Here is a 17,795-nt window from a genome sequence, read left to right as displayed (position 1 = left end):
GTTATTCCTAAGCGAATAAGTTCTTAAGTTCTTTTAGGGCAGGACACAAATCGACTGCCTTAAATTCACCGTTGGTAGCTTTTTCAGCTTTGATTGCAACTTTTGCTGACATACTCCAACGACCTGATGTGTACCCACTAATGTTTGATTGACTAACATTTAGAGCTTTTGCTGCGGCTACTTGCCCACCAAAATGCTCTACAAGATTTTGGTAAATGGTTTCCATGGCCATCTCTCAAATATAAGTAATACAACAAATAATATTAGCATTCTAATATTCAGTCAATAAGTATTCTAATTTGATTGAATATTAGTTCTCTAATATTCTTTAATCAGATGTAAAGGATATTTTTTATGATTGGCAATAGACTCAAAGAAGCTAGAAAGAAAGCAGGTAAATCACAAAAAGATGTAGTTGAAGCTGTTGGTATCACCCAATCAGCTCTCAGCCAGCTTGAAAATGGATTAGTTTCTTCTTCTTCTCACCTCCCCTCAATTGCTAAATATTTGGGCGTAGATTCTTATTGGCTCCAAACTGGAATTGAATCTAGTACTAATAATTTTTCAAATAATAAAAATGAAAGTAATGTTTCTCTACCTGCCAATCCTCTATGTGCTATTCCTCTATTAGATTATGTGCAAGCTGGCTTATTTCATGAAGTTGGTTACGATGGGCTAAATCCTCTGGGTACAACTTGGACAACTTATGAAGGTATACGACCAGAATGTGTATTTTCATTAAAAGTCGAGGGTCTAAGCATGGCCCCAGAGTTTATGCCTGGTGATGAGATAGTGGTTGATGGATATTTAGAACCTAAGCCTGGATCTCTGGTAATTGCTCAAGAAATACAGCATGGAGTAGCTAGAACAACTTTTAAAAAATATAGAGTGATTGGCGTGAATGAGTTTGGTGTTGATATCATAGAATTAGTTCCATTAAACCCTGATTTTCCAACACTTAATTCTTTACAAATTGAAATATCAATAATAGGTGTAGTCGTTAGGCACAATAGAGAGGTTAAATATTAAAACGAGACTCATATGAATTTATTAAAATATTTTGGAATTTTTATATTTTTATTGCTTACTAATTTTCAAGTAAATGCTGCGATTTATAGTGGATATAGAGTGACTGGTAGCCCATCAACTAACAGTCCAGCATCTTCTCTCTTCATGATAGTTCTTGGTATAGGTGCATCTTACTTTTACTACAGATCACTTAAAAGCTGGATAAAACGAAAAAAGGAAGGTGAAGAGCCAGAACGTTTGTATGGATTAAGCGATTGGGGAGTAATGTTATTCATTTTGGCTCTAATGGCCTTATTTGCTTCTGGTCTGTGTTTTGAAATAGTTGGTGCATACGGTGGCCGAGAACTAATCAGAGAGATTTGGTACTGGATTTATTTAAGTCTTTTCTCATTTCTTTTGATTCTAAACAGAACTTAATTTTAATAATAAAATCTTGCCATTTTTAAAAAATATTAATTCTAATTCTGCCCACTTGATGTGGGCTTTTTTAATTTATTCCTTTCATAAAAAATAAGTAAACTAATATTTATTAAGCATAACTATTGACTGATAATATTAGTATGCTAATATTTTCTCACAGACAACAAAAAAGCACATCGACTCTTCTACCTTCCGATGTGCTTTGCAAACTGCGAGATCAATTATGAATGCAAAAGCAATTCCACACAAGCATAAGGTAGCAGGCTTTACAGCAATTACTGTACTTGTAGCCCTTGGTTCTTGTGAATATCAAAGCGTTAACTCTAGCGTTCCTTCTATTTACCCATATGAAAGCAAGCAAATGGTTGCTTCTGAATACGAGCTTTTAGGTGCTAAGCAGACTGGTGAAAAAACTGGTGTAGCTGTTATACGCATTGACGGCTTTAAGTTAAATGTCACTTTTGATTATGAAGGCGTTCCTGACAGTTACGGCGTAGCAGGATCTGACTTTACAGCTGCTGAAATTACTAACTTGGCCATAGAGTCAGTTACAGACCTAAGCGGCAAACCTTTCAATGATTTCACCAATCGCGATGACCATAAAAATATAAATATTTTGTTGGTGGGCTACATCGATCGTAACCATTGGATCGAGGAGGCTTAATCATGACTAATTTCAAAAAGCACCCTGACGGCTACAAGTCTTATTTAGGTCTTGACCGTTTAACAAGCCTCTATTCCGTTCGAATTGGCTGGCAAGTGTATGCATCTAATGCTAATGGCTCTGTTCTTTATAAAGTTAAAGACGAAATTAAGACGCCTTTAGATGTTGAAAAGTTCAAAACTGAATATCCGAAAGTTTGGGAAGTTCTCACACAAGAAATTGATTTCCAACGTAGAAAGCAGCTCGCAATAAAGCTACTTGAAACAAATATCTCATCATATGACCGTGCTGCTTACAAGCAAAAACGCGGCTTCACTGGCTCAAGATAGGATAATAAAAATGACAGTTTTCTTTAAAAAAGCAGAACGTAAAAACGCGAAATTGCGTTTAGCAATTGCAGGGCCTACCGGCTCAGGTAAAACCTTTACTGCCCTATTACTTGCTAAGGGTATGGGTGGCCGTATAGCTGTAGCTGATACTGAGAATAGTAGTGCTGAGTTATATGAAGATTTGGTTGAATTTGAACATGCCAATATTCAACCACCATATACACCAGAAAAGTTTATTCAGGTAATTAAAGCAGCTGAGCAAGCAAAATTTGACACACTCATTTTAGACAGTATTACTCATGAGTGGTCTGGTGTAGGTGGGTGTCTTGAAATTGTTGACCAACTTGCCGCTGGACCATTCAAAGGTAATTCTTGGGGTGCATGGAGCCAAGTAACTCCACGCCACCGCAAATTTATTGATGCAATGTTGCAATCCAGCATCAACATCATTGTGACCATGCGCTCAAAAATGGAAACCATACAGACCAACGATAACGGCAAAAAGAAAGTTGAAAAAGTTGGTATGAAGGCCGAACAACGTGATGGTATCGAATATGAGTTTACGACTGTTCTAGATTTAACTCATGACAATATTGCTATCGCAACTAAGGACCGCTCTCGCCTGTTCTTAGATCCTCGTCAATTGGGTGAGCATGACGGCGTTTTATTAAAACAGTGGCTACTTTCAGGATCTGCTAATGCATGTATCAATGGGAATCAATTTTTAGAACTTGAGCACTTAATGCATCAAGCGGGAATTGATATTGCGAATTACTGTGCAAAGCGTGGTCTAAATAGTCTTCATGATGTGAAACAGCAAATATTTGAAGAGACTTGCGAAGGTATTAAAAAAATCATTCAGCAAAATCAACAAGCTCAACAAGCAAATGAACAACGCCTTATTGAGCAACAAGAAAAGACTTTAGAAAACGAGTACCAACTCGCTTTGAAACACATCGAGTCAGCTATACGTATCAGTGACTTGGATTATCCCACTAATTACTTCAAGGGTACCAAGTACGAACAAAACATTTTAAACGCCTGTACTGCTAAATCAGACATGGAAGGATGGACAGCATGAATAATTTACTAACAGCATCTGAAGCATTTGCAGCTCTTCAAAAAGGTAAAACTGTTCTTTGTCGTCCTGCTGGAGACATGTTGGACTTTGCAGATTTAGATCAATTCCCTGCGTCTGTTTTTGGCAAAACGGGTTTTGAATTCTGCATCAAAATTGATGTGATTGAACTTGCTGGCATTACTTTTACTAAGCCTTTAACTGTTGATGAATTAGAGGTTGGCACAGAGGTATTTGTTATTAATCCCGCTGGCTATATTGAGAAGCATGTTTATCAAGGTGTGGGCTATGGCATTGTCACAATGGTTGATGGCGGTTTTGCTCAACGTGATTTGGATAATGCCAGATTACAATATGAAGCTCTTTGTAAAGTACTTGGTGGCAATTCAATAAAAGATGTGCCTTTAAAAACTACGGAACTTGAAATTGAGAATAAACAGTCAAAGAAGCGTAGTAAAAAAGAACCTCAGGTCAAGGCAGAAGAACCACAAGTTAAAGAAAAGACTAGTGAAATTATTCCTGTAGAAACTCAGCCTGTAATTGTTATTACTGAACAAACTAATGTCACCACGTCTGAGGATCTGTTAGTTCCAGAAACTAACAAGCCTAAAGTTGATCCTGAATATCAAAAAAACCTCGATAGCCTTCTGCAACGAGTTAGGGAATCAAAAACACCTGACGAAGTGAATGCAGTTTATCGCTATACCCGCACTTGGTCAGACAAACAAATGGAACCTCTTTTATTAGCTACTCACAAACGACTTGAAGAGTTGGAAAAAGAAAAGTCTTCTTCAGGTGAACCGCCTTCTCTAATGGTTCAGATCCAAAACGCACCAGATCTTACTACCTTGGATGCACTTGAAATTGATGTGGCTGCACGAGATCCACAGATTCAACCGAAGCTTATGGGGTATGTGAGAAAACGCCGTTTTGAATTAGAAAATCTAGCAGTTTCTCAACCAGATGGTGAACCTGATTATTTACTGGAGGAACCTTTCTAATGTCGAAACAAACTACTCCAGAGTTTCTTTTCGAGCCAAAGCTGCTACCCCAGCAGCTTTTCGAGAAGTTCATAGTATTCAACGTAAATGCGGGTTATCGCGGAAGAGGTACTCCACACGGCGTAAATCTGATTAAAGGCAATAAAGCTACCCTCACTTTGACCGATAAAGGTGAGATGAACAAAGCAGCTCACGAGCGCTACAAGTTAATGCTTTTGAAGTATTTCAAGGAAGGCCGCTCTGCAATGGATGAACTAAATCATGAAGTTAAACGTATTTATAAACAGGTGGCGTGAATGAGCAAAGTAATTGGTGAAGTGAACTTAAATCCAAGTCGTATTGAAGGTACTCCAGATCAGGTAGCGGTTCATATTTTTAAAGAAGTTATTTGCCCTAGTACAGAAGAGCTTCTCAAAAATAACCCTGAGGCTGCGAAGGTGTTTGCTTATCACATTTTTGGTTTAGCCCTATCTCAACTGGCAGAGTTTCATTCAACCAAAAGTTTAGATAAAGCTGTAAGCGTTACCCTACACAACCTTTTGCGCCAGCTGAAGAAAGAACGTAACGAATTGAGGAGCTAACGAATGAAAGAAGCACTCTACGGAACAAATATTTTATGGTTTTTAGCTTTTTTAATTGTGGTTTTCTGGTGAGGTGACAGCATGACATTTCAAATTCAACCAATTGAACTGCCAGATGATTTAAATAGTTGCTGGTTCCACCCTGATATTGAACAGCATGACACTATTGGAGAGCACGCTGAGTTTTATACAAAAGAACAATGGGAACAATTGCAAAAGAATCTTGGTGTTTTTATAAAAATCGAAAACTTTGATTATTGGGATATTGAAGAGATCCCAGAAGAAGACACTAGCGATTGGTCAAATTGGAAGCCGCAACCATCGGAACAAGGACTCTTTTTAATTGCAGCATTTGACTCAGAAAATGGCCCTGTTCTTTGGTGGGCAAATCCAAAAGTACAAAGTAAGGAGGCAAAGAATTAAATGGGAGTCGCAATCGATTTAACAAACACTGAGCGTAGAGTCTCAACTGCTGAGTTTGCCCTTCGCATGAATGTCACAGAAAAAGAACTTTACGAACGCATTAAGGACGGGAGAATTAAGCCGCCAAATAAAGATGGCCGTAAAAACTTTTGGTTAAATAGTTATGTTCTTAGCTGCATTCGACAAGGTTCAGATGAAAATGAAATTCAGGAACTGAGAGCATGAAATCAGTTAAAGAAAAAGGTCGCAATGAGCGACCTTTTCTTTATGGCTAAATTAAATGTGAGTAATACTGTGAGTAAATATCCTTTAAATTAATAATTAAACACTATATTACAAACACTTAACCTAAATTTGAGCGGTTTACATCATGCCGCCCATACCACCCATACCGCCCATATCTGGAACAGCTGGTTTATCTTCAGGAATGTCAGTAATCATACATTCTGTAGTTAACATTAAGCCAGCAACAGAAGCTGCATGCTCAAGTGCAGAACGAGTTACTTTAGCTGGGTCAAGGATACCCATTTCTAACATATCGCCATATTCACCAGTTGCAGCGTTGTAACCAAAGTTACCTTCACCACCTTTAACTGCATTGATCACTACAGATGGCTCATCACCAGCGTTTGCAACGATTTGACGAAGTGGAGCTTCGATCGCACGGCGTAAAATGTTGATACCTGCTGTTTGATCCTCATTAGCGCCTTTTAAGCCATCTAATGCATTAACCGCACGTACTAGAGCAACACCACCACCAGCAACAACACCTTCTTCAACTGCTGCACGAGTTGCATGAAGCGCATCATCTACACGGTCTTTCTTCTCTTTCATTTCAACTTCAGTTGCTGCACCGATTTTAATTACAGCAACACCGCCTGCTAATTTAGCAACGCGTTCTTGTAATTTTTCACGGTCATATTCTGAAGTAGATTCTTCAATTTGAGCACGGATCTGTTGAACACGCTCAGCAATACCAGCAGCGTCACCAGCACCATCAACAATAACAGTGTTTTCTTTAGACACAGTGATCTTGTGCGCAGTACCCAAATCTTGAAGAGTTGCTTGCTCTAAAGACATACCAACTTCTTCAGAAATAACAGTTGCACCAGTCAAGATTGCGATGTCTTGAAGCATTGCTTTACGACGGTCACCGAAACCAGGAGCTTTAACCGCACATACTTTGATAATACCGCGCATGTTGTTTACAACAAGTGTAGCAAGTGCTTCACCTTCAACATCTTCAGCGATGATAAGAAGTGGTTTACCAGTTTTTGCAACTGCTTCTAAAACAGAAATCAATTCACGGATGTTGCTGATTTTTTTGTCAACAAGAAGAATGAACGGGTTTTCAAGTTCAGCAGTTAAAGTATCTTGTTTGTTTGCGAAGTATGGAGAGATATAACCGCGGTCAAACTGCATACCTTCTACAACGTCTAACGCGTCTTCGAAGCCAGAACCTTCTTCTACAGTAATTACACCTTCTTTACCTACTTTTTCCATCGCTTGAGCGATAAGTTTACCAACAGTAGTATCAGAGTTAGCAGAGATAGAACCTACTTGCTCGATCGCTTTAAAATCGTCAGCTGGTTTTGCATTTGAACGGATATTTTCAACTACAGTTTTTACTGCGATATCGATACCACGTTTTAAATCCATTGGGTTCATACCTGCAGTTACAGATTTGATCCCTTCATTTAAAATTGCTTGAGCAAGTACAGTTGCAGTTGTCGTACCGTCACCAGCGATGTCATTAGTTTTGCTAGAAACTTCACGAACAAGTTGAGCACCCATATTTTCAAACTTGTCTTTTAAAGAAATTTCTTTAGCAACAGTTACACCGTCTTTAGTAATGTGCGGAGCACCGAAAGAACGGTCAATCACTACGTTACGACCTTTAGGGCCTAAAGTTACTTTAACAGCATCTGCAAGTACATTTACACCTGCAATCATTTTTGAGCGAGCTGAATCACCAAATTTTACGTCTTTAGCTGACATATTAAACTCCGAATCTTTTTAAATACTGAATCTGATAATGAATTGAGTTATGGATTGATTAGCCTTCCAACACAGCTAAAATGTCTGACTCTTTCATGATTAAGAGTTCTTCACCACTTACTTTCACTGTTGTACCTGCATAAGTACCAAACAATACTTTGTCACCAACTTTAACATCCAAAGCACGTACGCCATTCTCAGTGATTTGACCATTACCTACTGCAATTACTTCACCTTGAGATGGTTTTTCAGCAGCAGAACCTGGAAGTAAAATACCGCCAGCAGTTTTGGTTTCTTCTTCTACGCGACGAATTACAACGCGATCATGTAATGGACGAATGTTGCTCATAATTAACTCCATCAGACTAAGTCTTTTTGATTAATCGTTATTGCTTTAATCCAGAGCAATAACAAAATATTTAGATGTCACTTTTGTGGGGATGAAAAAAAAGGCTTCAAGGGGAAAATGAAAAAAAACTTATCTTTTTTGGTCATTTTTTAACAGGTTGTGAAGAGTTTTTATTAAATTTAAAGCACAAAATAAAAGAGGCTATTTTCATAGCCTCTTTTATAAAAATAAATTTTAATGTTAAACAAAGAGTTGCTGATTATTCAACAATTCATCTAATGTTGTATTTACCTGATTTAAAGTTATCAATGACACACTACTAAACATTGTACCTTCACCATCTCGGTCAAGACTAATAGTCGTGTTTCCAGCATCTTGCTCTACAGTAATAAATTTCGCTAATGTGCTCACATCTTTAGAGTAGTCAATTAATAATTCACTTAAATCAATTTTATCTGCTTGAGCATCGGTTCTTACATCCCCTAAAGTAAAATCTAACACCGTATCATGTCCATTCCCGCCAGTCGCATCTTGGCTATTTAGCAATTGGAACAGAATGGTATCAGCACCTTCATGAGTCATATAGGTATCATTACCTTCACGCCCATTCAAAACGTTATTACCAGAGTTACCTGTTAAAAGATTATCTAAAGCATTACCTGTTGCATTCAGATGAGCAGAACCAACCAGTTCTAAGTCTTCCACATAACGACCGCTTTCCAGACCTGTCGACCAATCAGAATATCCAACCAGACTATAATTCACAGAGCTAATTATTTTATCGTGTCCACCAAAATCAACATCTCGATAGCCTGATTCAACAAGTTGACTTTCCCAGTAACCGCTTTCTACGAAAACATCTTGATAGTGGCTAGTATCTACCCAAACATCTTCATAACGACTCAGATCGACATAAACGTCTTCATAATGACTAGTATCAACCCAACCTTCCTCTGAACGGATATAAGTCAGTTCATAGCCTTCTTGCCATTGCCCATTCGCAAAATCATAATATTGTTGTTCATATCGACTATAATCGCTATCTGCCGTGCCATTATCAATATAAGTTATACCATTTTGACTTTGATAAACATTTTGTACAGTTGAATAACCACTTGTGACCCATTGGGAATCATAATAACCATCAACAAACCATATCTGTTCGTAATGACCTTCAGTAACCCATTCTGGATATGTATAGCTATCATCAATCCAGACGTCTTTATATATTGCATACGGCTCAACAATATATTCTTGAACAAAATCATTTATATGATCAACTATATAAATATTATCAGTAGCATCACCTATAAACTGGTCAACCGCGATCTTAGGTAAATCATTAATCGCTTTACTGATAGTTTCACTACGATTTCCTGCACGATCAATAACAGTAATATCAAATGATGTCGCATTCTCATACATATAAGTAGAGAAAGCTCCATCTGCCATGACCATAGTATTTGTTACAAAAGGTTCTTGATCAGCAAAATGATATGTAACTTCAAGAGTAGCCTTACTTTCTGCATGCCCCGTGAGCTCGTCCCATCCCTTCATAGCAAGCTGTGTGGCTACATTCGGTGCTGTTGTATCATTTATAGCAACAACCGTTGTACTCTCATTCTCATTTTGATTGGCATCAACTACTTTTACCGTCAATGTTTCACCATGCCAATATTGTGACCATAAGTATGTTGTAAAACTTCCATCATTTCTGACAGTAGTCTGACCTACTAAATTATTATTAGCATCAAAAATATTAACTGTTGAATATGCTTCCGCTTGTCCTGAAAGTACATTTCCATCTTCTAAGACAAGCTGAGTTGCTGCATTTGGTGCGACAGTGTCTATAGGTGCCTTAATTTCTGTATAAACGCTTTGATAGCCATTTTGCTCCACAACAACGCGTAAAGTTTGTCCATTCGCCTGAGGTGAGTATAACTGGATATTAAAATGCCCTGTTTCATCTACAGAACCGCCAGCAATATAATTACTATACACATCAAAAATGCGCACCTCACTATTTAGTGAAGCAGTTCCCTCAACAAAGAAACCATTTTCAGATACCACAATATGCTCTGCTGATGGAGGTGCATTAATATCTGCATTAAAAGTAATATTAAATGGAGAACTTATATTTTTAGCTAAATCTGTTGCCGTGATAAATAACTGCTCTCCACGTAATATAGGTGGATAAATACTAGCATTGAAATATCCAGCTTCATCCGATTGAAATTCTGCTCTAAAATCTCCATCCGCATCCATTACTTTAATGATTACTTTCGAATCAGTGTGTCCTGTAATGCCATAACCGTCATTACTAATCACCACATCATTAATTACTGGAGCAATATTGTCTAAAGGCGCACTAATTTCAGAGATTAGGCTATATTGATTCGTATTCAGGTCATAAACTCGAACTTGTAATGTCTGTTCTTGTAGATAATAGTCATTTAACGGAATAGCAAAACTACCATCTTCATTCACAGTATTATTCCACCCTCCATTAATGGTCTGACCACCAGTAGATGTAACAACAATCGTCATTCCGGCTGTTGCCTTCCCTGTCAGAATATGGCCATCAACATCCAATTTTAGCTCTGTTGCAGCAATTGGTGAGTTGGTAAATACAGGTACTAACTGATGAGCAACTTCACTTCGGTTGCCAGCAATATCTTTGACAACAATACTCAAATTTTGTGTCTGGTATTGACTCAGATTAATCCATTGATTAAATGTGCCATCGTACCAAACATAAGTTGTTGCGATAACTGCACCATATTGATCAATAATTTCAATCGTTGCATTTGGCTCAGCCTCACCAAAAAGCAATCCGTCTGAGGTTAATGTAATATTTGAAGCAGCTGATGGTGCAACATCATCAATTAAAGCATTGTGTTTAACCTCAATACTTCGGTTACTTGCTATATCTACAACGATGAAAGTTAATTCCTCTCCATGTAAGTAGACTTGATTAAAATAACCTGACACATTACCAGCACCATCTACATAACCAGAACCTATCACCTCACCCGCAGCATTTTTGACTTCAATCCAAGTATTTACTTCTGCTTGCGCTGTAAAGTTTTGACCGTTTGAGTCGAGCACAATATTTTCAATCGGATTTGGCGAGATATCATCAATTAAGGCATTCTGCTTGACCTCTGTACTGCGGTTACCAGCTCGATCAACTACAACAAAAGTAAGCTCCTCTCCATGTAAATACACTTGATAGAAGTAACCAGAAACATTACCCATGTTATCGGTTGAACCAGATCCTACCACCTCACCAACAGCATTTTTAACTTCGATTCGACTGTCTGCTTCCGCTTGCGCTGTAAAGTTCTGTCCATTGATATCAAATATAATATTTTCGATTGGATTCGGTGCAATATCATCAGTTAAAGCATTTTGCTTAAATTCAATACTTTGATTACCTGCTTTATCTATAACAATAAAAGTGAGTTCCTCACCTTTTAAATAAACTTGATTCAAGTAACCTGACACATTACCAATGCTATCGACATAACCATAACCGACAAACTCACCAGCAGCATTTTTGACACCAATAAAACTATTAGCTTCTGCTTGTGCTGTAAAATTTTGCCCATTTTCATTAAAGATGATGTTTTCAATCGGCTTTGGTGCAATGGTATCCATCAAAGCATTTAACTTCATTTCATCACTACGGTTACCTACTCGGTCTATAACAACGAACGTTAATTCTTCTCCATGTAAATACACTTGATAAAAGTAACCCATCACATTACCAGTGCTATCGGTAGAGCCCCAACCTATCTGACTACCAAATGAGTCAAAAATTTCAATCTGACTATTAGCTTCTGCTTGTGCCGTAAAACTTTGGCCATTTACATCAAATACAATATTTTTAATCGGATTTGGCGCAATATCATCAAATGGAGCCTTAACTGAAACAGCTTCACTCACATTTCCAGCTCGGTCTTTAACAGTGACTGTGAACTCTTCACCATGTAAATTGTAAGTACCGAAAGAAATAGTGAATGTACCATCAGCATTTACACTCTGATTCCACGTATTCACCTGTTGACCATTCTGATCAAATATCTGGATGAAGGTATTTGGCTCAGCTACACCAGAAAGGGATGAACCATCTTCACTAAACGTGAGATTACTTGCAGCCACAGGAGCAATATCATCAAGCGGTGCTTTTACAGTAACCCCACCACTCAAATTACCAGCCCGATCTACTACAACTACTTTAAACTCTTCGCCATGCAAATAGTTACTGTATAAAGAGATGTTAAATGTTCCATCCCAATTAACATTATTATTCCACTGATTTACCAATTGACCATTCTGATCAAATATCTGAATCGTAGCATTTGGCTCAGCCATACCAGTTAGATATGAACCATCTTCGCTAAATACTAAATTAGTCGCATTTTCTGGTGGCGTATTATCGACAAAGGCTGTTTGTTTTACTTCAGCGCTGCGATTACTAGCTTGATCAATCACAATAAAAGTGAGTTCCTCACCTTTTAAATAAACTTGATTCAAGTAACCCGAGACGTTACCAGCACTATCTACATAACCAGTACCTACAACCTCACCCACAGCATTTTTAACTTCAACTTTGCTATTTGCTTCTGCTTGCGCTGTAAAGTTTTGACCATTTTCATTAAAGATAATGTTTTCAATCGCATTCGGAGCAATGTCATCAATCAAGGCATTCTGCTTGACCTCTGTACTGTGGTTCCCTGCTCGGTCAATTACAACAAAAGTGAGTTCGTCCCCATGTAAATAGACCTGATAGAAGTAACCAGAAACATTACCCATGCTATCGGTTGAACCAGATCCTATGACTTCACCCGCAGCATTTTTGACTTCAATTTGAGTGTTTGCTTCTGCCTGAGCTGTAAAGTTCTGTCCGTTCGCATCAAGTACAATATTTTCAATCGGATTTGGTGCGATATCATCAGTTAAAGCGTTTTGCTTGATTTCTGGACTACGGTTACCCGCTCGGTCAACGACAATAAAAGTGAGTTCTTCTCCATGTAAATAGACTTGATATAAATAACCTGACACATTACCAGCACCATCTACATAACCTGAACCTATGACCTCACCCCCAGCATTTTTGACTTCAATTTGAGTGTTTGCTTCTGCTTGCGCCGTAAAGTTTTGACCGTTTGAGTCGAATACAATATTTTCAATTGGATTTGGTGCTACATCATCAGTTAAAGCATTTTGCTTAACTTCTGTACTACGGTTACCCGCTCGGTCAACGACTACAAAAGTAAGCTCTTCGCCATGTAAATGTACTTGATACAAATATCCTGAAACATTGCCTGTGCTATCTGCGGAACCATATCCGATGACATCACCATTGGCATTTTTAATTTCAATTTGGCTATTTGCTTCTGCCTGAGCTGTAAAGTTCTGACCATTGATATCTAATACAATATTTTCAATCGGATTTGGCGCGACATCGTCATTCAAAACACTCTGCTTGACCTCCGCACTGCGGTTACCCGCTCGATCTACTACAACAAAAGTAAGTTCCTCACCGTGTAAGTAAACTTGTGGGAAATAACCAAATACATTACCTAAGCTATCGGTATAACTAGTAGTAATCTTATTTCCATCCTGATCGAATACATCAATAGAGCTTCCCGCTTCTGCCTGGGCTGTAAAGCTTTGGCCATCTTCGTTGAAGATGATATTTGCAATCGGATTTGGTGCAATGGTGTCAATTAAAGCATTTTGCTTAAATTCGACACTGCGATTACCAACTCGATCTATGACAACAAAAGTAAGCTCTTCACCATGTAAATAGATTTGATTGAAAAAGCCTGAGACATTACCAGCACTATCTGTAGAGCCCCAACCCGTCTGATTACCTAATGAATCAAAAACTTCAATCTGACTATTTGCTTCTGCTTGTGCTGTAAAGTTTTGACCGTTTGCATCAAGTAAAATATTTTTAATTGGATCCGGTGCAATATCATCAAGTGGAGCATTTATTGAAACAGCTTCACTCACATTTCCGGCTTGGTCTTTAACGGTGACCGTGAATGCCTCCCCATGTAAATTATTGCTACCTAAGAAAATAGTAAATGTACCGTCCGAGTTTATGGTGTTATTCCATATATTCACGAGCTGACCATTATGATCAAAAACCTGAATCGTAGTATTCAGCTCTGCTACACCCGTAAGATATGAACCATCTTCTGAGAAAACTAAATTGCTGGCTGGTGTAGGAGCAACCGTATCAGCGGTAATTACAGTATCGGTGCTTACTTGCCCACGCGCATCCTTAATTGATAAGAAAAACTGCTCACCATCGACAAGAGGACGATCAAGCTGGAGTTTAAAATAACTTGATCCATTCCAACCGTTATCTTCACCGACTTTAATTTCAGCTACGACTTCACCTTTGGCATCTTTAACAATGAGAGTACTATTATTTTCAGCTTGTCCACTTATCACTCCGTCCGAAGTAAAGCTATCTACATGGGGGGCAAAAGCATAATTAGGCGCCTGTATCTGCGCTGCTAAACTTACATTTCCATTCACATCGGTAGCCGTGACATAAACCGTCTCAGCATTAGTTAAAAACATACCAAGTTCTATCGAAAAACTTCCACTCTCATCAGTCCAGTTATTCCAGAACCATTTATTAAGAATGTTTCCTTGCCCATCTTTAACTAAAATTTCAGAGAAAGGTTCTGCATGACCATAAACTAAATCGCCAGCATCATTGAAATTTAAATCTGTTGGAACAGGTGGAGGAGTCAGATCTACAATGATATTCTGCTCAGGACTCATCAACCCTTTATTATCAATAATTTGAACTGAAATTTGCTCTCCATCAATTAAAGGTCGGTTTACACTCAAGCTAAAATGACTAAATTCATTCCAACTATTGTCATCACCTACTGTAACTTTTCCTAATTCATTTCCCTCGGCATCACGCACGATTACTGTACTATTATCTTCAGCAAACCCAGAAATTAAGCCTTCTTGTGTAATACGTTCAACATGTGGAATATAAGCAAAGTTTGGAACTTCGATTAGGACTTCACTCGTATTTTGATTTTTATCTACTACTTGTATGGTAACCGACTCACCTTCTTTTAAAAATTGGAACACCTGTAAACTTGCAAAGCCTTGTTCATCGGTAAAACCTGTAGCAATTAAATTGCCCTCTCCAGAAAATGCTCGAATAAAGCTGTTCGGCTCATTAACATGTACTGATAAAGTTTCACCACTGATATCAAATTGTGGTGTTTCTAAAAATACTGCGGGAGTATAGTCTGCGGTAATATATTGTGGATGGCCTGAAATATTATCTTTATCTGTAGAGATAATAATTTGAGTACCTTCCTCTAAAGGTTGGTTGAGGGTCAAAGTAAATGGTCTGACCTCACCTAATGCCATTACACTAAAAGGCGTAATACCTGAACCCTCAAATGCAATGGAGTTAAACTCTTGTAGAATATTTCCATTCTGATCTTTTACAATAAAATGACTGCCTTCGGTCGCATAACCAGTGATTACACCTTCTGGACTAATTCTTGTAATACTAATAGCAGGAACTTCAGTAACTAGGCCAATTGACGAATTTTCACTGCTATATCCATTATAAGTAGCGACTGCATAAACCTCTTGATTTGAGTTAATCGAAAGGTTTTGTAAAGTAAATTTACCTTCGTCATTAGTTATGGTACTTGCAAGCCAGTCATCATTTTTATTGTAAATATCAACTTTACTTCCTTTATATGCACTACCTAAAATGATAGCTCCATCTATATTGTTGAAAGTTAGTGAATCTAGAGTTGGTGAATTCGGAATATGATCTACATTATAGTTTTGGGTTTGTTTAATATTAGCCGTATTGCCAGCTTGATCAGTCAGGCTAATATCAATTGATATATTAGTTTGCGATTCATCTGACCACAGAAACTCTGCTGGAATTTCACTAACCCATTCTTGGGTGACTTCATCAAAATGAAAGTTATAAACAACATTGTTTAATGTCGTATTTACTGATGTCAGTGAGCTATTTAAATCTGTTGGTAGATTATCTACATCCAGTCTTATAGAAATAACCTGATCTTTTTCAACTAGGCTTATTGTATTGTCTTCAGTAATCGACTTTATAGTTACTGTGGTTGATTCAATATTTAAAGAGTTATCTATAATTACCTTTTCCACACCAGTTTCTGATGTGTTGCCTGCAAGATCTGTCACTATAGCTTTATATTGGTAAACACCATCAGCCAAATCTTTTTGATTTACTTTCGTTTCCTGCCATGTCTTTCCATCATCTTTCGATATCCAGTAAGTGATTTGGCTATTTACTTCTTGTCCGCTAATATTTAAATCAAAAGTTTTATCTTGCGTAATCTGATCGGTTACCGAAACACCCGTATCACTTAAATCAGATATAGTCAGTTCACCTGCTTGCGGCGCTGTTGTATCCACAACGACTTTTTGTATAGCGGTTTCTGATGTATTGCCTGCAACGTCGGTTACTATTGCTTTATATTGGTAAACACCATCAGCCAAATCTTTTTGAGTAACCGTTGTTTCCTGCCAAGTCTTTCCTTCATCTTTAGATATCCAGTAAATGATTTGGCTATTTACTTCTTGTCCGCTAATCTTTAAATCAAAAGTTTTATCTTGCGTAATTTGATCAGTTGCTGAAATGCCCGTATCAGCCAAAGCAGCTAAAGTCAGTTCACCTGCTTGCGGCGCTGTTGTATCCACAACGACTTTTTGCACACTGGTTTCAGATATGTTGCCTGCAACGTCGGTTACTACAGCTTTAAATTTATAAATACCATCAGCCAAATCTTTTTGAGTAACAGTTGTTTCCTGCCAAGTTTTACCATCATCGATAGAAACTAAATACGTTACTTGGCTGCCACTTTCCTGTCCTTCAAGCTTTAAATTGAAGTTTTTATCTTGCGTAATCTGATCAGTTGCCAAAACACCTGTATCACTTAAATCAGATAAAGTCAGTTCGCCTGCTTTTGGCGCCGTAGTATCCACAACAACTTTTTGTATAGCAGTTTCCGAAACATTTCCAGCTCGATCTGTTACTACAGCTTTGTAGAGATAAACACCATCGGTTAAATCTTTTTGATTTACTGTCGTTTCTTGCCAAGTTTTTCCTTCATCGGTAGAGACCAAATATGTTACTCGGCTTCCACTTTCCTGTCCTTCAAGCTTTAAATTAAAGTTTTTATCTTGAGTAATCTGATCTGCAGTTGATCCCCCAGAATCTAAAAAATTTTTGAGACTCAAAGTTCCTGGCTCAGGAGGCGTCGTATCTTTAGAATCTTTCCGAGACAATAAAGCAATTGTTCCTGCTCCTGCTAAAGCGCTGACTAACCACGACCAGAGGGGTACAGAAGATGAACTATCAATAAGCTTTGGCGTATCTTTTAATTCTAAATAATTAACAGTGGTCTGTCCGCTAGCATCTTCTCCCAGATTAGCAGCCCAATAACTCTGCCCTTCATTTAAAAGAATTTGCGGGTTTTCGCTAATAAAATAGTTTTCTAAAACAATTTCAGTTCCATCTTTTAGATGAACAATTGCATTGTTTCCTGCTCTTGTTATTGAAGAAATTTTTTCTGGATTTATATCGATTTTTGCGATTTCTTTAGAATTTACTACAATATTTTTTATCTGGCCTACATTAATATCAACTGTATTATTTTTTGAAGCATTATTTGCCATTAATGATACTTGTACCATTTTTCCACCATGAAATTTTAAATATTATTAAGTTATTCTAAAATATTAAGATAAATAGATACTCATTTAATCAAATATTATTAACTATCATAAAACACTAAACCCTTATTGTAGCCACTTTAAATCGCGGCTTTTTATATAGTTAAAAATTTTTTATGTATCCATTAATATTA

The 17,795-nt window shown here is 37.6% G+C and carries 14 protein-coding genes; 10 read left to right on the top strand and 4 right to left on the bottom strand.

Going from position 1 to position 17,795, the window contains the following annotated elements:
* Window positions 1–7: 7 nt before the first annotated feature.
* Complete coding sequence (locus ACXM0J_RS13930; RefSeq protein ID WP_086264447.1) at window positions 8–226, bottom strand: YdaS family helix-turn-helix protein; 219 nt, start codon at window positions 224–226, stop codon at window positions 8–10.
* A gap of 128 nt (window positions 227–354) precedes the next feature.
* On the opposite strand from ACXM0J_RS13930, the gene ACXM0J_RS13925 reads away from it, so the two are divergent.
* The 10 genes from ACXM0J_RS13925 (at window position 355) to ACXM0J_RS13880 (ending at window position 5,750) form a co-directional block, all read left to right on the top strand.
* Complete coding sequence (locus ACXM0J_RS13925; protein ID WP_086264446.1) at window positions 355–1,029, top strand: LexA family protein; 675 nt, start codon at window positions 355–357, stop codon at window positions 1,027–1,029.
* A 12-nt stretch (window positions 1,030–1,041) separates the two neighbouring features.
* On the top strand, window positions 1,042–1,446 hold the full coding sequence (locus ACXM0J_RS13920; protein ID WP_086264445.1) for a putative four-helix membrane protein: 405 nt from the start codon (window positions 1,042–1,044) through the stop codon (window positions 1,444–1,446).
* A 226-nt stretch (window positions 1,447–1,672) separates the two neighbouring features.
* Window positions 1,673–2,113: a hypothetical protein gene (locus tag ACXM0J_RS13915; RefSeq protein ID WP_086264444.1), complete on the top strand. Its 441-nt coding sequence runs from the start codon at window positions 1,673–1,675 to the stop codon at window positions 2,111–2,113.
* A gap of 2 nt (window positions 2,114–2,115) precedes the next feature.
* On the top strand, window positions 2,116–2,442 hold the full coding sequence (locus ACXM0J_RS13910) for a hypothetical protein (protein WP_086264443.1): 327 nt from the start codon (window positions 2,116–2,118) through the stop codon (window positions 2,440–2,442).
* Window positions 2,443–2,452: 10 nt separating this feature from the next.
* Window positions 2,453–3,523, top strand: a complete 1,071-nt coding sequence (locus tag ACXM0J_RS13905) for an ATP-binding protein (RefSeq protein WP_086264442.1) — start codon at window positions 2,453–2,455, stop codon at window positions 3,521–3,523.
* The gene (locus ACXM0J_RS13900) at window positions 3,520–4,521 is read left to right on the top strand and encodes a hypothetical protein (RefSeq protein WP_086264441.1); all 1,002 of its coding nucleotides are present in this window, start codon (window positions 3,520–3,522) and stop codon (window positions 4,519–4,521) included. Before ACXM0J_RS13905 ends, ACXM0J_RS13900 begins: the two co-directional genes overlap by 4 nt.
* Complete coding sequence (locus tag ACXM0J_RS13895) at window positions 4,521–4,817, top strand: hypothetical protein (RefSeq protein ID WP_086264440.1); 297 nt, start codon at window positions 4,521–4,523, stop codon at window positions 4,815–4,817. Before ACXM0J_RS13900 ends, ACXM0J_RS13895 begins: the two co-directional genes overlap by 1 nt.
* Entirely contained in the window at window positions 4,818–5,102 is a 285-nt protein-coding gene (locus ACXM0J_RS13890; RefSeq protein WP_086264439.1) for a hypothetical protein, read from the top strand. It abuts the gene before it with no gap.
* Window positions 5,103–5,183: 81 nt separating this feature from the next.
* Window positions 5,184–5,525 (top strand): hypothetical protein, encoded by a 342-nt coding sequence (locus tag ACXM0J_RS13885; RefSeq protein WP_086264438.1) that lies wholly within the window; start codon window positions 5,184–5,186, stop codon window positions 5,523–5,525.
* Complete coding sequence (locus tag ACXM0J_RS13880; protein ID WP_086264437.1) at window positions 5,526–5,750, top strand: hypothetical protein; 225 nt, start codon at window positions 5,526–5,528, stop codon at window positions 5,748–5,750.
* Window positions 5,751–5,888: 138 nt separating this feature from the next.
* On the opposite strand, the gene groL is transcribed toward ACXM0J_RS13880, so the two are convergent.
* The 3 genes from groL to blp1 all read right to left on the bottom strand — a co-directional run bounded on the left by groL (window position 5,889) and on the right by blp1 (window position 17,622).
* Window positions 5,889–7,523, bottom strand: a complete 1,635-nt coding sequence (groL, locus tag ACXM0J_RS13875) for a chaperonin GroEL (RefSeq protein ID WP_002120607.1) — start codon at window positions 7,521–7,523, stop codon at window positions 5,889–5,891.
* 58 nt (window positions 7,524–7,581) lie between these two features.
* Entirely contained in the window at window positions 7,582–7,872 is a 291-nt protein-coding gene (locus ACXM0J_RS13870) for a co-chaperone GroES (protein WP_002120604.1), read from the bottom strand.
* A 240-nt stretch (window positions 7,873–8,112) separates the two neighbouring features.
* Complete coding sequence (blp1, locus tag ACXM0J_RS13865; RefSeq protein ID WP_139841456.1) at window positions 8,113–17,622, bottom strand: biofilm-associated Ig-like repeat protein Blp1; 9,510 nt, start codon at window positions 17,620–17,622, stop codon at window positions 8,113–8,115.
* Window positions 17,623–17,795: the final 173 nt, after the last annotated feature.

Source organism: Acinetobacter sp. GRABPA_MV_2 (assembly GCF_056725885.1).
The sequence above is the reverse complement of the archived record's forward strand: the minus strand, read 5'-3'. Positions and strand labels throughout refer to the sequence as shown.

Bases quoted from the DNA above. Each gene is read 5' to 3' on its own strand.
- ACXM0J_RS13895 (WP_086264440.1), top strand. From the start codon at position 4,521: ATGTCGAAACAAACTACTCCAGAGTTTCTTTTCGAGCCAAAGCTGCTA.
- ACXM0J_RS13915 (WP_086264444.1), top strand. From the start codon at position 1,673: ATGAATGCAAAAGCAATTCCACACAAGCATAAGGTAGCAGGCTTTACA.
- ACXM0J_RS13930 (WP_086264447.1), bottom strand. From the start codon at position 226: ATGGAAACCATTTACCAAAATCTTGTAGAGCATTTTGGTGGGCAAGTA.
- ACXM0J_RS13900 (WP_086264441.1), top strand. From the start codon at position 3,520: ATGAATAATTTACTAACAGCATCTGAAGCATTTGCAGCTCTTCAAAAA.
- blp1 (WP_139841456.1), bottom strand. From the start codon at position 17,622: ATGGTACAAGTATCATTAATGGCAAATAATGCTTCAAAAAATAATACA.
- groL (WP_002120607.1), bottom strand. From the start codon at position 7,523: ATGTCAGCTAAAGACGTAAAATTTGGTGATTCAGCTCGCTCAAAAATG.
- ACXM0J_RS13890 (WP_086264439.1), top strand. From the start codon at position 4,818: ATGAGCAAAGTAATTGGTGAAGTGAACTTAAATCCAAGTCGTATTGAA.
- ACXM0J_RS13910 (WP_086264443.1), top strand. From the start codon at position 2,116: ATGACTAATTTCAAAAAGCACCCTGACGGCTACAAGTCTTATTTAGGT.
- ACXM0J_RS13885 (WP_086264438.1), top strand. From the start codon at position 5,184: ATGACATTTCAAATTCAACCAATTGAACTGCCAGATGATTTAAATAGT.
- ACXM0J_RS13905 (WP_086264442.1), top strand. From the start codon at position 2,453: ATGACAGTTTTCTTTAAAAAAGCAGAACGTAAAAACGCGAAATTGCGT.
- ACXM0J_RS13920 (WP_086264445.1), top strand. From the start codon at position 1,042: ATGAATTTATTAAAATATTTTGGAATTTTTATATTTTTATTGCTTACT.
- ACXM0J_RS13870 (WP_002120604.1), bottom strand. From the start codon at position 7,872: ATGAGCAACATTCGTCCATTACATGATCGCGTTGTAATTCGTCGCGTA.
- ACXM0J_RS13925 (WP_086264446.1), top strand. From the start codon at position 355: ATGATTGGCAATAGACTCAAAGAAGCTAGAAAGAAAGCAGGTAAATCA.
- ACXM0J_RS13880 (WP_086264437.1), top strand. From the start codon at position 5,526: ATGGGAGTCGCAATCGATTTAACAAACACTGAGCGTAGAGTCTCAACT.